Annotated in this window: 10 protein-coding genes; 4 read left to right on the top strand and 6 right to left on the bottom strand. The window is 59.9% G+C overall.

All coding sequences use genetic code 11. The annotated features are described in order from the left end of the window. Positions 1-3 precede the first annotated feature (3 nt). The 3 genes from IMCC20628_RS17900 to IMCC20628_RS17890 form a co-directional block, all read right to left on the bottom strand. Positions 4-1176 carry an acyl-CoA dehydrogenase family protein gene (locus tag IMCC20628_RS17900; RefSeq protein WP_047031336.1) on the bottom strand — a complete coding sequence of 391 codons (1173 nt, stop codon included), beginning with the start codon at positions 1174-1176 and terminating at the stop codon, positions 4-6. A gap of 73 nt (positions 1177-1249) precedes the next feature. Then, positions 1250-3046, bottom strand: coding sequence for an acyl-CoA dehydrogenase C-terminal domain-containing protein (locus IMCC20628_RS17895; RefSeq protein ID WP_047031335.1), 1797 nt, complete (start codon positions 3044-3046; stop codon positions 1250-1252). 313 nt (positions 3047-3359) lie between these two features. Further along, the gene (locus IMCC20628_RS17890) at positions 3360-3746 is read right to left on the bottom strand and encodes a MerR family DNA-binding transcriptional regulator (RefSeq protein WP_245307814.1); all 387 of its coding nucleotides are present in this window, start codon (positions 3744-3746) and stop codon (positions 3360-3362) included. Positions 3747-4095: 349 nt separating this feature from the next. Between IMCC20628_RS17890 and IMCC20628_RS17885 the strand changes: the two genes are divergently transcribed. The 3 genes from IMCC20628_RS17885 (at position 4096) to IMCC20628_RS17875 (ending at position 9978) form a co-directional block, all read left to right on the top strand. After that, a complete protein-coding gene (locus tag IMCC20628_RS17885) occupies positions 4096-8019 on the top strand; it encodes a peptidoglycan-binding protein (protein ID WP_047031334.1) in 3924 nt (1307 codons plus the stop codon). A 226-nt stretch (positions 8020-8245) separates the two neighbouring features. Continuing rightward, positions 8246-9172 (top strand): sulfite exporter TauE/SafE family protein, encoded by a 927-nt coding sequence (locus tag IMCC20628_RS17880; RefSeq protein ID WP_047031333.1) that lies wholly within the window; start codon positions 8246-8248, stop codon positions 9170-9172. Next, on the top strand, positions 9172-9978 hold the full coding sequence (locus tag IMCC20628_RS17875; RefSeq protein WP_052766523.1) for a TIGR02186 family protein: 807 nt from the start codon (positions 9172-9174) through the stop codon (positions 9976-9978). The genes IMCC20628_RS17880 and IMCC20628_RS17875 overlap by 1 nt, the downstream gene beginning before the upstream one ends. Before the next feature lie 48 nt (positions 9979-10026). On the opposite strand, the gene pdeM is transcribed toward IMCC20628_RS17875, so the two are convergent. The 3 genes from pdeM to IMCC20628_RS17860 form a co-directional block, all read right to left on the bottom strand. After that, complete coding sequence (gene pdeM, locus IMCC20628_RS17870) at positions 10027-10755, bottom strand: ligase-associated DNA damage response endonuclease PdeM (RefSeq protein WP_047031332.1); 729 nt, start codon at positions 10753-10755, stop codon at positions 10027-10029. Between the two features lie 21 nt (positions 10756-10776). Beyond that, entirely contained in the window at positions 10777-13287 is a 2511-nt protein-coding gene (locus IMCC20628_RS17865; RefSeq protein ID WP_245307958.1) for a ligase-associated DNA damage response DEXH box helicase, read from the bottom strand. A gap of 121 nt (positions 13288-13408) precedes the next feature. Continuing rightward, on the bottom strand, positions 13409-14410 hold the full coding sequence (locus tag IMCC20628_RS17860; RefSeq protein ID WP_082128214.1) for a methyltransferase: 1002 nt from the start codon (positions 14408-14410) through the stop codon (positions 13409-13411). Between the two features lie 103 nt (positions 14411-14513). On the opposite strand from IMCC20628_RS17860, the gene IMCC20628_RS17855 reads away from it, so the two are divergent. After that, positions 14514-15524: a ligase-associated DNA damage response exonuclease gene (locus IMCC20628_RS17855; RefSeq protein WP_047031331.1), complete on the top strand. Its 1011-nt coding sequence runs from the start codon at positions 14514-14516 to the stop codon at positions 15522-15524. Positions 15525-15526: the final 2 nt, after the last annotated feature.

Genomic DNA, 15526 nt, shown 5'->3' with positions numbered 1-15526 from the left:
AGATTACAGGCTCCTTGCGATCAGCAGTTTCATGATTTCGTTGGTGCCGCCATAAATCCGCTGCACCCGGGCATCGCGGAACATCCGCGCCACCGGATATTCATTCATGTAGCCATAGCCGCCATGCAGTTGCACGCATTCATCCACGATCCTGCACTGCAGATCCGAGACCAGATATTTGGCCATCGATGCGGTGGTTGAAGTCAAGTTGCCCTTCAGATGCTCGCTGATGCAATGATTGACGAACACCCGCGCCATCACCGCTTCCGATTTCAGCTCGGCCAGCTTGAACTGGGTGTTCTGGAATTCAATGATCGCCTTGCCGAAGGCGCGGCGGTCCTTGACGTAATCAATGGTGATCGCCAGCGCCCGCTCGATCATCGAGATTCCCTGATTGGCAATCAACAGCCTCTCCTGCGGCAATTCGGTCATCAACTGGGCAAAGCCTTGGCCTTCCTCGGTGCCAAGCATGTTGGCCGTCGGAATCCGCACATCGTCGAAAAACAGTTCCGACGTGTCATTGGATTTCAGCCCGATCTTGTCGAGATTGCGGCCGCGGCGGAAGCCTTCGACCTCGTCAGTCTCGACCACCATCAGCGAGACGCCCTTGGCGCCCCTGGTTGTGTCGGTCTTGGTCACCACGATGATCAGATTGGCGTGCTGGCCATTGGTGATGAATGTTTTCGAGCCGTTGATGACATAATGATTGCCATCCTTCTTGGCCGTCGTCTTGACGCCTTGCAGATCCGAACCCGCGCCCGGCTCGGTCATGGCGATGGCACCGATCATCTCGCCCGAAGCCATCTTCGGCAGCCAGTTTTTCTTCTGCTCTTCCGATCCGAAATGCAGGATGTAGGGGGCGACGATGGCGTTGTGCAGCGCGATGCCGAAACCGTCGGTGCCAGTGCGCCCAAGCGCTTCGGCGATCACCGCTTCATGAGCATAGGTGCCGCCAGAGCCGCCATATTCTTCCGGCATCGCGGCGCAGAGCAGGCCTGCCGCGCCCGCACCTTCCCAGGCGCTGCGGTCGACCATTTCCTGTTTCTCGTAGCGGTCGTAATGCGGAGCAACCTCTGCCTCAAGCCAGCGAACAGCCATGTCCGCGAGCATCGCGACGTCGTCTTCCATCCAGTCCGGACGCGGTACGCCAAGCACTTCTGATGGCAAGGTTGCCATGTCTTCCTCCTGAATGTTCTGACGGGCAGATCAGCCTGCCCGTCAGTTATCTCTCCTCATTGGCCGATGAGGCTCAAAAAGCCTCTGCGTCCAGCTCCATCATGGTCTCGCAACCGGTCTCGATACGGGTCTTGCGCAAACTCGTTTCCGGCATGATACGTTCCATGTAGAACTTGCCGACGAGCAGTTTGGAGGCAAGGAACTCTTCCTTGCCATCGGCACCGCTGGCGCGTTTTTCCACTGCGGCCTTGGCCATCAGAGCCCACATGTAGCCAAGTGACACGAGACCGAAGAGATGCATGTAATCGGTCGAGGCAGCTCCCGCATTGTCCGGCTTGGCCATGGCATTTTCCATCAGCCACATGGTCGAGGCCTGCAGATCGTTGAGGCCCTTCTTCAGGCCCTTGGTGTAGAGCGCCAGTTCGTCATTGCCGCGATTTTCCTCGCAGAAATCGCCGACTTCCTTGAAGAACGCCATGACCGCGCGGCCGCCATTGAGGCCGAGCTTGCGTCCGACCAGATCGAGCGCCTGAATGCCGTTGGCGCCTTCATAGATCATGGCGATACGGGCATCACGGACATACTGGCTCATGCCCCATTCTTCGATATAGCCATGGCCGCCAAACATCTGCTGCGCCATCACCGCGTGATCAAAGCCCTTGTCGGTGAGCACGCCCTTGACCACCGGAGTGACCAGGGTGAGCAGGTCGTCGGCTTCCTGAATATCGCTTTCGACGTCTGACTTGTGCGCCACATCGGATTTCAGCGCGGTCCACAGCATGAAGGCGCGGCCGGCTTCGTTGAAGGCGCGGATGGTCAGCAGCGTCCGGCGTACATCGGGATGCACGATGATCGGATCGGCCTTCTTGTCGGGGAACTTCGCCCCGGACAGCGAGCGGCCCTGCAGCCGTTCACGTGCATAGGCAACCGCATTCTGATAGGCGATTTCGCCCATCGCCTGACCTTGCAGGCCAACGCCGAGGCGAGCCTCGTTCATCATCACGAACATGGCCTTGAGGCCGGCATTCTCCTTGCCGATCAGATAGCCGGTGGCGTCGTCATAATTCATCACGCAGGTGGCATTGCCGTGGATGCCCATTTTCTCTTCGAGCGATCCGCAGGTCACCGGATTGCGATCACCCAGCGCGCCATCATCACCGACCATGAATTTCGGCACGATGAACAGCGAGATACCCTTCACCCCTTCCGGTGCGCCTTCAATGCGGGCCAGAACCAGATGGATGATGTTGTCGGACATGTCGTGTTCGCCGGCCGAGATGAAGATCTTCTGGCCGGAAATCTTGTAGCTGCCATCGTCCTGCAGCACCGCCTTGGTGCGCAACAGACCCAGATCGGTGCCGCAATGCGGCTCGGTCAGGTTCATGGTGCCGGTCCAGGTGCCTTCGATCATCTTCGGCAGGAACTTGGCTTTCAGCTCGTCGGTGCCGTGCTCGTTAATCGCCGCGACCGCACCCTGGGTCAGGCCGGGATACATCATCAGCGACAGGTTTGCAGAGATCATGTACTCGGAAACGGCGGTATGAAGAATGTAGGGCAGGCCCTGACCGCCATATTCGGCAGATGCCGCAAGTCCGAGCCAGCCACCTTCGCAATACTGCTTGTAGGCCTGCTTGAAGCCTTTCGGCGTCGAAACTGTCGCGTCGTCATGACGGGTGCAACCTTCGCGATCGCCAACCTGATTGAGCGGCAGCATCACTTCTTCGGAAATCCGCGCGGCTTCCTGCAGTATGGCTTCGACAATGTCCGGACTTGCATCCGCAAAGCCGGGCAAGTTCATATAGCGCTCATATCCGAGCACATCATTGAGAATGAAAAGCGTGTCGTCGACTGGAGCCTTGAAGACTGGCATGGATCCTCATCCCTTTTGCGGTCGTCGCATCGGACACAATAGCCCGGCGATCCTCGCGGACTCACTTACTAAATTTTGACGTTCGCGTAAACGTAAAAAATAGCGTGTTCCGGGGTGGATGCGACATCGTGACTCAAAAACTAGCCGAAAACCAGCATTTTTCGCACATTTTCTCGGAAAAAACCGAAATAAATCGGAAACAAAATTTGATGAGATGAGAGTCGAAGCGCCGATTCTGCGGATCTCGTCAGGCCAAAAATCACAAAAAAACCCGCCATAGGGGCGGGCTCTGACAACAAAAGTTCGGTGGTGCTTATTCTGAATCGGCGAGCATGCCCCGAACCACCGAGATTGTGCGATCCAGTTCTTCAATGGCGGTATGAATGCTGCTGCGCTGTTCCTCGAGCACCCGCATCTGTGCCTCGCCCTTGGTCAGCGCCACTTTGAGCTGCGCGACATTCTTGCCGCGCGGATCATACAGATCGATCATCCGCTTGACCTCGGTCAGCGAGAACCCGACCCGCTTACCAAGCAGGATGAGTTTGAGCCGGGCGCGGTCGCGTTTGGTGAACAGCCGGGTCACGCCGACCCGGGCCGGCTTGAGCAAGCCTTTGTCTTCGTAAAAACGCAATGTGCGGAGTGTTACGCCAAACTCCTCGGCGAGATCACCGATTTTGTAGACCGCGTCATCCTGGTCCATGCTGTTGTCCGTCATGTCGTTCATGTTTGACCAGCGCTGCCATTCATATGTTGTACGCGATACGAGCATCGCGGTTTGACATTAAACGCTCCAAACCGTCAAGTCGCGCCACTTTTAAGCTCATATATGTAAGAAAAGTAACCTTGGTTAACGGGTTGTTTACCACGTTTCGCGGAATGTGCGCTGGAAGAGCAGCAAGCCCGGATTCTTAGTATCTTGTTTATACCGGTTCGAAGTCTGGCTCTCCGGAGTTCGGGATAGTCACCGGTACACGGACGAGCGAAACGGGTTTGCTGCGGATGGGGGTGGAGCAGCAGGCTCCCGACAACAACGCGAAGCGGAAACGATTATGAACGGATCGCGATCTTATACCAGCCAGCCAGGAACGGGTGAAACCTCACTGGATGCGCTAAATCGCACGATTGAGGGATTGGAAGCGCGAATTGAGGATATCCTCGGTCGCACCGGCAATCCCGCCGCCGGTCGGTCTCCGTCTCCCGCATCGCAGCAATCGGGTTCTGGTGCCGATTTGCTTGAAGGCATTCGCGCCCGCCAACGAGCGCTTGAGGGCAGTCGCCGCGCTCCCGCACCTTCCTCCACGGCGCATGCACCCGTTTCCGATCCCCAAAGTCGACGGCCAGAGCCCAAGGCAACAGTGGCGCGATCTGCTGTCGCTGAGACCTATGCCGCCCCGCGCCAGGAGCCCAAGCCGGACCTCAGCCAGGTTCTCATTCGGGAAATGGCGGCTTTGCGCCAGGAAATGAGCGAATTGCGCGCGGAAGCCCGCGACCAGTCGCTGCCCCAGGAATTGCGCCGGGATCTGGCCGGCATTTCAGCTTCGATTGATGCGCTGGGTTCGCACGATGGCGGTGCTGACTCACTCCGGCTCGAACTTGATTCGATGCGCACCATGGTTGACCGGTTGGCGCGCGAAGACAGCGTTCGTTCGCTCGAATCTCGCTGGCAGTCGATGGAGGAACAGGTCTCCGGTCTGGACATGGGCGCGCTTCGCGAAGAACTGGTGAATTTGGCTTACCGCGTCGATGATATCCGCGAAGTCCTGTCCACGCTGCCTGCTAACGCCCAGGCACGGGCGATTGAAGACAAGATCGCTGAACTGTCCCATTCGATCGAGGCGATGTCACGCCAGTCGGCCACGTCCGACGTCGACTTCCCCGAACAGTTTGACCTGCTTGGCGCCCGCCTTGATGAAATCACACGTGGCATTGCCGCGATGCCGGCCCCAGTGGCTCCTCCGGTTGACCCGGCGCCATTTGAGCGGTTGGAAGCGCGGTTGGCATCGGTCGCCCAGAAATTGGATGAACTGGCACCTGTTCCGGCCGAGACCGGCATTGGTGATCGCATCGAACATCTGGCTGCCCGCGTTGCGCAACTGGCTGACGAAGAAGCTGTCGCGCGGCTGGATGCCCGGATTGAACGCCTGCAGGCATTTATCGAGGACGGTGTCCGTGAAGACCGGATGCCGGAACTGACCGACCATCTGAGTGATATCTCAGGCAGGATTGCGGCTCTCGACGCGCGCGGCATCGATGAAACATTGATCTCGCGGCTTGACCATCTGGCGCATCAGATCGAAAGCATTTCGATTCCGGCTCCGCAGACAGCGATCCCGGAAGCGGTCATCGGCCGGCTGGAAGCACTGATCGGACGGGCCGAAGACTCTGCCTCACGCACGGTTGATCCGCCCCCCGGACTGGAAACACTCGACGCCAGGCTTGCCGAAATAGCGTCCAAGCTTCAGCAGGCTGAAGTCAGCGCTGCCGGCATGGCCATGCAACCGAGTAGCGGACTGGAGAATGTCGAATCCCAACTGGCCGAGATTGCCGCGAGACTCGATCGCTCGGCGGCAGACCAGCCACCATTGACAATCCCGGGCATTGAAAACCTTGAAGCCAGGCTTGCCGATATCGCCGATCGCCTGGACATGTCGAGCAATGCGAATTCCGGCGCAAGCGACGAAGCATTGCGCGCGCTTGAGGACCAGATTGCAAACCTGTCGCGGCTGGTCAGTTCCGCACCCGCCGGTGCTGGGTCCGATGCATTTGACGAGCGCTTCGCCTCGATTGAAGAACATCTGGCGACAAGTGATGAATTTGTCATCGAAGCCGCGCGTCAGGCTGCCGAGGCAGCGCTGATAGCCTATTCCGGCCAATTGGGTGGTGCGCAATCGCCTCAGTCGATTGCCAACATTGAAGTCATCACCGCGCTCGCCGACGATCTCAAGGCGCTTGAAATTCTCAGCCGCAAGACGGATGACCGGACCATACGCGCCTTTGAGGCAGTGCAGGAAACACTTTTGAAGATTGCGGGCCGTCTGGAGCGGCTCGATGTAGCGCCACCGCCGCACGACCCGGCTGCGCACAACGACATGCGCCAGAGCTTTGCCGATGCGCGCACCGGCAACCGCACGTCCATGCCACAGGCATCGACGACAGCACTTGATGACGCAATGCAGCCGGACAGTACGCATCAGCAGGATAATCCGGATCTGGGACGCAACCAGAATGGCCAGCCGGCCCGGTCCCCCTCCGAGGCCGCTGCCCTTGCCGCAGCCTTTGCGACAAGCCACGAGGCCGAAGCCGGAGATACCGAAGCTCTGTCGCAGCCTGACGCATCAGGTGACAAGTCGTTCCTCTCTGGACTGGCCGCTCGAATTCGTCCAGGCAAGGAGAGCGCCAAAACACCGGCCGAGCCGCAGTTCACCGAAGATGATTCACCGCCGCTGGATCCTTCCATGGAGATGGATCAGGCTATCGCCAACATGCCGCTTGAACCAGGCTCCGGCGCTCCCGACATCAACCGGATCCTGCAAAAAGTTCGCCAGGCTCAGGCGGCTGAACGCCAGCGTGGCGGCAAACCGGCTGAAGACGGTTCGGAAAAGACTGAATTCCTAGCCTCGGCACGCCGCGCTGCGATGGCAGCAGCGGCCGAAGTCGAAACCATTGGCAAGAGCCGCAAGATTGGCGGCGGCGGCGGGCTGCTCGAGGTGCTGAAATCGCGCCGGCGTCCAATCATGATGGCCGCCGGAGCGGTGCTGCTCGCGATCATGTCATTCCCGATAGTTTCGGGACTGGTGTCAGGTGACAATGAGGATGTCGCTGCCGTCGAACCCGCAATCGTCGAACCGGCAATTATCGAGCCAGCTGGTGTCGACGCGCAATCAGTTGAGTCTGAGGCCACCGAGACCATCAATGCCGCAGCACAAAGTGAAGCAGGGGACAGCTTGCCTCGTTTGCCTGAGGTCAGAGTGATCGAACCCGGTGCCGAAACACTGATGAGCGAAGCGCCGACCGCAATGTCTGAGATGGAGCCGATCGCCACGTCGCAGCAGCAAACCGCGGCAATTGCTCCGGTTGAAATGCAGGCGTCAACGCTAGACACCGCGCTTGCCGCCGATCTGGAAGCGCTGCCAGAAGGCGCGGCAAACGGCGCACTCAAAGCTGCAGCCGCTGCCAGCAATCCACTGGCCCTTTACGAAATCGGCGCACGCTTCACCGAGGGGCGCGGTGTTCCCGTCGATCTCGATAAGGCTGCCAACTGGTACCAGCGCGCAGCCGATCTCGGACATGCGCCATCGCAGTACCGGATCGCCAATTTCTACGAGAAGGGAAGCGGTCTTGACCGCGACCTTGGTGCCGCCAAGAAATGGTATCAGATGGCAGCCGAGCAGGGCAACGCAAGTGCCATGCACAATCTCGCCGTGCTCTATGCCACGGCAGGGCCGGCTCCCGACTTCGACAACGCGGCACAATGGTTTGATCGCGCGGCCGAGGTTGGTGTCCGCGACAGCCAGGTCAATCTGGCCATTCTCTATGCCCGCGGTGACGGTGTAACCAGGGATCTTGAACAGTCCTACAAATGGTTCGCCATTGCAGCCAATGACGGCGACAAGGATGCTGCGGTCAAGCGCGACGAAGTGTTCAATGCGCTGCGGCCCGAACAGGCCGAATCGGCTCGCGCCGCTGTCGCCAACTGGACCGCCAAGCCAATCGCCCCGGAGGTGAACGGCGTTGAAGTTCCTGTGTCATGGGGCGCTGAATCAGGCGAAACCGCCGCCGTTGACATGAGCAAGGCAATTCGCAACATCCAGGCCATCCTCAACAACAATGGCTTTGATGCCGGCAAGCCTGACGGCCTCATGGGCAAAAAGACCACGGCGGCGATCAAGGCTTTCCAATCCTCGGTCGGGATGGAAGCCACCGGAGAAATCGACGACGAGCTGGTCAAGGAATTGCTTGAACGCAACGGCTAGACTGTCAGCGCGATTTCAGACGGGACGTGCCGAAGTGTCTGACCACAAAATGCTCTCTCGCCGCAGCAATCGAACATTGCTGCGGATGAAAAGGCGGTTCCGCAATCAGCTACTGTTTCAAGAACATACCAACCGATTTGACTCGCGCGATCGAAACGCGCAATACCGCCTTGTCGGGTCTGTTCCGGCTTAACCCTTCCCAGCCTTTCCCGCCCGGGGGCGCCAGGTGAGTATCTACCTTCCGATCGCTGAATTGTCGGTCAACGTTTTCGTCATCCTCGGGATGGGCGCGGCGGTGGGGTTCTTGTCCGGCATGTTCGGGGTTGGCGGCGGGTTCCTGATCACACCGCTCTTGATTTTCTACAATATCCCGCCGGCCGTGGCTGTCGCCACCGGCGCCAATCAGGTTGTCGCCTCCTCGGTTTCAGGAGCGCTGGCGCATTTCCGGCGCGGCACGCTCGATATCAAGCTCGGGCTTGTTCTTCTTGCCGGCGGTCTTGTCGGCGCGACGGTCGGCATTCAGATATTTTCGATGCTGCGCCGGCTTGGTCAGCTCGATCTGATCATTTCGCTGCTCTACGTGGTATTCCTCGGATCGATTGGTGGGCTGATGCTGTGGGAGAGCGTCAATTCCATGCGGCGTGCGTCCAAGAACCAACCGATATCGATGCGCAAGCCTGGACAGCACAATTGGGTGCACCGCCTGCCGTTCAAGATGCGGTTCAAGCGCTCCAAACTTTATCTCAGCGCCATTCCTGTTGTCCTGCTGGGGTTTGCAATTGGTATCCTGACTTCCGTCATGGGGGTCGGCGGCGGCTTCATCATGGTGCCGGCCATGATCTATCTGCTGCGCATTCCGACCAATGTGGTGATCGGGACATCGTTGTTTCAGATCATTTTCGTCACCGCGTTTACCACCGTCGTCCAGGCGGCAACCAACTTTTCGGTTGATATCGTACTGGCCTGGCTGCTGATGTTCGCCGGCGTGATCGGCGCGCAATACGGCGTCCGCGTTGGCCAGAAAATGCGTGGCGAGCAACTTCGTGCCGGCCTGGCGCTGCTGGTTCTGGGTGTCGGCATTCGCCTGGGGTTCGGATTGATATTGCCGCCTGACGAAGTCTATTCGGTGATCAGCGGGAGCTTCGGGTTCTGATGCGCACGTTTGTGTCGACGATTTTTGCGTTCCTGCTCTCCGGCTTTCCGGTCACGGCCCAGTTGGCCGATCACACGGTGACGATCAACGACAAATTTTCCGAGCGGATCAATATCGGCATTTCGACCAACGAAATTGCCATCACGTCTGATTTTTCGGGTGCCGACATCACTGTTTTCGGCGCGATAGATGGTGCTGACGAATTGCTGCTGGCGACATTTGCCTATGATGTTGTGGTAGCACTTGAGGGGCCGCGCAAGCCGACCACCGTCCGGCGCAAGGAACGCGTCGCAGGGATTTGGATGAACCGGCATTCGATCCGCTTTGAGCCGATCCCGGCGTCCTATTCCATGTCAAGCACCCGGCCTTTGGCAGACATTGCCAATCTGATGGAGCTTGCTTCCCGTGATATCGGCATCAACAATATTCGTCTTGTTCCGACAGGCGCTGTCGGTGACGGGTCCCGGCTGACTGATTTTCGCGATGCGCTCCGCCGCATCAAGCAGGCCAGCGGGCTGTATCAGCGCGCTCCGACGGGCGTTCAGTTTATTTCCAAGGCGCTGTTTCGCGCCACCGTGCGACTTCCGGCCAACATCCCGGTTGGTCATCACAAGGTCCGCGCTGTGCTTTTCAAGAACGACCAGTTCGTCATGGAAAAAATCATACCGCTTCGGGTTGTCAAAACTGGTGCTGAGCAGTTCATCTACAATCTGGCGCATGTTTATCCGCTGGTCTACGGCATCCTTGCCGTTCTTCTCGCCACCCTGACCGGATGGTTGGGAAGCGTGATATTCCGTAGGGATTGATGGCAGGCTTCAAGAATCCGCAAAGCGTGCGAGCCGGAACGGCAGTAATCAGCCATTCATGCGGTTGAAGGCGACGGAATAGATCCGGTCGCGGCCGATCAGATGAGCGATCAGCTCGCTCTGGGCAAACAAGCCACGCATGGCCGGGTGGCGCAGTTCCAGCCCGCCGGTGGTCGATCCAAAGGCCGGCATCAAAAGACGTTTTCCATCGCTTGCAAAACACGGCCGGCGCACGCCCTTGCCGCGTCGCACCACGCGCGCTGCCGGATGCAGGTGTCCGGCTATTTCTCCGTCCGCGATGCCGTATTTGGGCTCGTGGCGAAACACCAGGGTTTCAATGTGGAGTTCGCTGCACCATGCGCCGCTGAGTTCTTCCGGACGATCGGGGTCATGATTGCCCTCGATCCAGATCCATTCCCTGCCTTGCTGAAGTGCCTTCAAGTCGTCACGGTAGCAATCGGGCAGGTGCCGCGAGCCGCTCCGGTCATGAAAGCTGTCGCCCAGGCTGATCACAAGGCGTGGATTGTAGCGCGCAACCACCTCGCCAAGCCGGGCCAGGGTGGCGGCGGTATCATAGGGTGGCAACAACATGCCGCGGCGGGCAAAGGCGGCGCCCTTTTCCAGATGCAGATCGGAGACCACCAGCGCACCGCTGTCAGGCAGCCACAGCACGCCGGCGCAGTCGCAGCTCACTGCGGTGCCGTGGACGTCGAATTCGATCGTCGATGATCCGGTCTTTCCCGGATCTGTTCCGAGCGCCGCAGTCGCGCCGTGCATGGCTGCTTCCTTCAAATAGGGTCAGGACCCAGGGGGTTGCGCCTCGGCAAGCAGGTCTTCCGCGGCTTCAGCCAAAATGCTCTCATGCGCCTCGCCGGTGACCGGTTCACGGCCGATTTCCAGCATGATCGGAACCGCCAGCGGCGAGATCCGATCAAGCGGCCGGTGCCGGATATGGCCTTTGATTCGCTTCAGCATAATACCGAGCCGGTGAATATCCAAAAGCCCTTGTGCCGCATCCGCGCGGGTTGCCTGCAGCAGAATATGATCGGGTTCATGGCTTCTGAGAACGTCGTAGATCAGGTCGGCAGAGACCGTGACCTGGCGGCCGGTTTTTTCCTTGCCGGGATGACGCCGCTCGATCAGCCCGGAGATCACCGCGCAAGCCCGGAAGGTGCGCTTGAGCAGCCAGGATTCGTTCAGCCACGCATCAAGATCGTCGCCGAGCATGTCCTCGTCAAACAATTGGCCGAGATCCAGCCGCCCGTTGGAAATCATCGCGCCCATGTCTTCCAGCCCCCAGACGGCCAGCGAATAATCAGTCGCCACAAATCCCAGTGGCTGCGCCCCCATCCGCTCCAGCCGCCGCGTCAACAGCATGCCCAGCGTCTGGTGCGCGACCCGGCCTTCAAACGGGTAAAGCACCATGTAGTGCGGCTCGGCCCGCGGAAAGGTTTCGATCAGCAGGCTGTCCTTGGCTGGCAGTTGCGAAACCTGCTGTTGCATCCGCAGCCAGTCCGACACCTGATCGGGAAGTGCACCCCATTTGTCCGGATCGGCGATCATGGCGCGTACGCCTTCGGCCAGATAGGTCGACAGCGGAAATTTGCCGCCGGCATAGGCAGGCACCTTCGGATCCTGATCCCAGGCCTTGGAGACCAGGCATTCGTTTTCGCGGATGCCCTCAAATCTGAGAATTTTTCCCGAAAACAGGAACGTGTCGCCCGGCGCCAGGGTTTCGAGAAAGTACTCCTCGACCTTGCCCAGCGGCGGGCCACCGCGCCCTGACAGCGCCCCGTTCTTGCGGCTGGTCATCCGCACATTGAGCATCGGCGCCTCGATGATGGTGCCGATATTGAGCCGGTATTGCTGCGCTACCTGCGGATTGGAGATCCGCCACAGCCCGTCGGCGCGCTTGCGGATCCGGGCGTAGCGGTCATAGCTTTTGAGCGCATAGCCGCCGGTGGCGACAAACTCGATCACCTTGTCGAAGGTCTCGCGGTCGAGCCAGGCATAGGGTGAGGCGCTGGTCACTTCCGCAAAGAGTTCGTCCGCATCAAAGGGCGCGGCTGCCGCCATGCCGAGCACATGCTGGGCCAGCACGTCGAGTCCGCCATCTCCCCCCGACGGCGTGTCCTGGGCGCCGACATAATTGGCGTCAATCGCCGCCTGGCATTCGAGCACTTCAAACCGGTTGGCCGGTGTCAGGATCGCCCGGCTCGGTTCGTCCATGCGGTGGTTGGCGCGACCGATCCGCTGCGCCAGCCGGCTGGCGCCCTTGGGCGCGCCGACATGCACGACCAGATCGACATCCCCCCAGTCGATCCCCAGATCCAGTGTCGAGGTGGCGACAACGGCGCGCAGCTCATTTCGACCCATCGCCGCTTCCACCCGCCGCCGCTGCGCCGCATCTAGCGAACCGTGATGCAGGGCGATCGGCAGGCTGTCGTCATTGATCCGCCACAACTCCTGAAACAGAAGTTCAGCCTGACTACGGGTGTTGACGAAGACCAGCGTGGTGCGGTGGTCCTTGATGGTTTTGTATACGTCGGGAATGGCGTAGCGCGCCGAATGACCCGACCAGGGAATGCGCTCGGCGCTTTCGAGAATGGTGATCACCGGGCTCGCCCCGCCGGTGACTGTGATGCGTCCGGCAAGCTCGTCCATGACGTTTGATTGCGGCACCAGCCAGCGCTGCAGCTCTTCCGGATCAGCCACTGTCGCCGACAGCCCAATGGTGCGCAATCCGGGAGCCAGCTTGCGCAGTCGGGCCAGCGCCAGTGACAGCAGATGCCCGCGTTTGGAGGCGATCAGCGAATGCAGCTCATCAAAGATCACATAGCGCAGACCGGCAAACAGCCTCTCTGCGTGTTGATTGGCGATCAACAGGGACACCTGCTCCGGCGTGGTCAGCAGAATATCGGGTGGATCACTGCGCTGCCGGGCACGTTTGGACTGCGGCGTGTCGCCGGTCCGGGTTTCGATCCGCACCGGCAGACCCATTTCCTCGACCGGCCGCGCCAGGTTACGCTCAATGTCGACTGCCAGCGCTTTGAGCGGCGAGATGTAAAGCGTGTGCAGCGATCTGAAGCCGGCAGCACCGGGTTTGGGTTTGCCGCGCGTGGTGAGTTCAGTCAGGCTCGGCAGAAAGCCGGCCAATGTCTTGCCTGCGCCCGTCGGTGCAATCAGCAGCATTGATCCTCCATTGCCAGTCTCCGCCAGCAGCTCCAGCTGATGCGCGCGCGGCTGCCAGCCACGGCTGGCGAACCAGCCGAGAAACGGCTCGGGCAATATAAATCCCGGATTGTCGATGTCAGGTATGGATTCAGCTTTCACATTCGTCAATGTAGTGCAGCCGCGGTCACTCTCCAAGCAGGCCGAGCCAGTCATCCAAAATACCGTCTGGCGACAGCCGAAGAGAGTTGAGCGTCTCTCAGTGCTTCTCAGCACCCGCAGTGCTTGTCTTCGCCAGCGCAGGCGGGACGACCGACCGAAGGCCGGCGTCAGACTGTTTGCGAGCGATCACAAGGAGTCCGGTGATGACGTTTGCGCCATCACGCCGGATTGCTTCCCGATCGAGCCGCTCGATGCTGAGGCCGTGCCGCTCGGCAAGCAACCGCAGATAGCTTTCGCTGTGGCAATAGCGCAAGGAGGACTGCAGCAGCCAGTCGACCCCATCCACCCCTGCCTCGCAGGAAAAGGCCATCAACCCGCCAGGGGTGGTCAGGCCCGAGGCAATGCCGAGCACGCCATCAAGATCGCCAAAATAGGCAAAAACATCGGCTGCGGCGACCAGATCTGCTGGTTTTGCATTCTTCAGGCGTGCAGCGGCGATGCCATGGAGAATGTCAGCCTGCCCAAGGCGATCATAAACGCCTTTGTCGAAGGCCTTGCTCAACATGCCCTGCGACAGGTCGTAACCTTCGAGCCAGGAGGTTCTGCTGCGGATACGCTCTCCGAACAGCCCGGTGCCGCACCCAAGATCGATCACCTTGGCAAATTGCGTCTCTGCACCTGCGACGTCACCAAGCAGCATTGTCAGCCGCTCCGGCACGCAATAGCCGAGGTCTTCAAGCAGTGCTGTGTCAAAACGGTCTGAATAGCCATCAAACAGCGCTTCGACATATTCGGCTGGCGGGATCGACGGTGCCGCAGCCTGACCGGTCAGCGACAGTTTCAGGCCGGCGCCGAAAATGTCGACCGGTGCAAGCGTCAGCACCTTGCGCCAGGCTACGGCAGCGCCCGCCAGATCGCCGGCCTTTTCCCGGTAGCCGCCAAGCCCGTGCCAGCCTGCAGCCCAGTTGGGCGCGAGTTCCAGCGCCTGAACCTGCAAATCCACAGCCGCACCCAGATCGTCGGCCTCGGCATACAGGTGAGCATAGTGGGCGCGGCGATCGGCAGTCAGATCGCCCGAGGAAAGCTGGTGAGATGTCAATGGGAGCCGGAAGCGTAAGAGGGACCCTGCCTATGGTGCCGTCGCGCGGTAAAGGCAAGCCCTTTTACTTGGCCCGGCACCGCCCTAACTTGATGTCATGACCATGAGACCCGAAGACCTGCTTATCCCCCGCCGAGAAGGCCTCTACTGCCCGCCGGGCGATTTTTTCATAGATCCGGTGCGCAATGTCGACCGGGCGCTGATAACCCATGGCCATGCAGATCATGCCCGAGCCGGTCACGACCATGTTCTGGCGACACCGGAAACGCTCGACATCATGGCAATCCGCTACGGTGCCGACCACGCCCGGGAAACGCAAGCCGCTGGTTGGGGTGAAACCACCCGCATCAAGGATGTAACGGTCAGGTTTCACCCTGCGGGCCACGTGTTGGGCTCGGCGCAGATTTCCGTCGAGATGAACGGTCTGCGCATCGTCGCCTCAGGAGACTATAAACCGAGGCCGGACCCGACCTGCGCCACCTTCGAGCCGGTGGCTTGCGATGTCTTCATCACCGAGGCGACCTTTGCCTTGCCGGTGTTCCGCCATCCTGACGCGGGCCATGAAATCAACCGCTTGCTGCGATCCGTCAGCCGCAACCCTGATCGGGCCCATCTGATCGGGGTCTATTCGCTGGGCAAGGCGCAGCGGGTGATCCGGCTGATCCGCGATGCCGGTTATCATCAGCCACTGTACATTCATGGCGCGCTGCAAAAGCTTTGTGATTATTATGAAACCCAGGGCATTGCGCTGGGCGACTTGCGCCCGGCCACGATCGAAAATGGCGCCAAGGGCGATTTCGCCGGCGCCATCGTGCTTGGTCCGCCGTCAGCCTTCGGTGACAAATGGGCCCGCCGCTTTCCCGATCCGCTGGTCAGCTTCGCTTCGGGCTGGATGCAGGTGAGGGCGCGTGCACGTCAGCGAGGGGTGGAGTTGCCGTTGATAATTTCCGATCATGCCGACTGGGATGAACTCGCCGATACCATCCAGGCAGTCGCACCGGGCGAGGTCTGGGTCACCCATGGCCGCGAGGAAGCGCTGGTGCGCTGGTGCGAAATGCAGGGCATTCCGGCCAAGCCGCTGCATCTCGTCGGCTATGAAGATGAGGGAGACTGATC

The organism is Hoeflea sp. IMCC20628 (assembly GCF_001011155.1).
Taxonomy (GTDB): Bacteria; Pseudomonadota; Alphaproteobacteria; order Rhizobiales; family Rhizobiaceae; genus Hoeflea.
This window is presented reverse-complemented; position numbering and strand designations above follow the sequence as displayed.

What these genes read in the sequence shown, in the direction of transcription:
- IMCC20628_RS17895 (WP_047031335.1), bottom strand. Translation starts at nt 3,046, where the DNA reads ATGCCAGTCTTCAAGGCTCCAGTCGACGACACGCTTTTCATTCTCAAT.
- IMCC20628_RS17875 (WP_052766523.1), top strand. Translation starts at nt 9,172, where the DNA reads ATGCGCACGTTTGTGTCGACGATTTTTGCGTTCCTGCTCTCCGGCTTT.
- IMCC20628_RS17900 (WP_047031336.1), bottom strand. Translation starts at nt 1,176, where the DNA reads ATGGCAACCTTGCCATCAGAAGTGCTTGGCGTACCGCGTCCGGACTGG.
- IMCC20628_RS17885 (WP_047031334.1), top strand. Translation starts at nt 4,096, where the DNA reads ATGAACGGATCGCGATCTTATACCAGCCAGCCAGGAACGGGTGAAACC.
- IMCC20628_RS17890 (WP_245307814.1), bottom strand. Translation starts at nt 3,746, where the DNA reads ATGGACCAGGATGACGCGGTCTACAAAATCGGTGATCTCGCCGAGGAG.
- pdeM (WP_047031332.1), bottom strand. Translation starts at nt 10,755, where the DNA reads ATGCACGGCGCGACTGCGGCGCTCGGAACAGATCCGGGAAAGACCGGA.
- IMCC20628_RS17855 (WP_047031331.1), top strand. Translation starts at nt 14,514, where the DNA reads ATGAGACCCGAAGACCTGCTTATCCCCCGCCGAGAAGGCCTCTACTGC.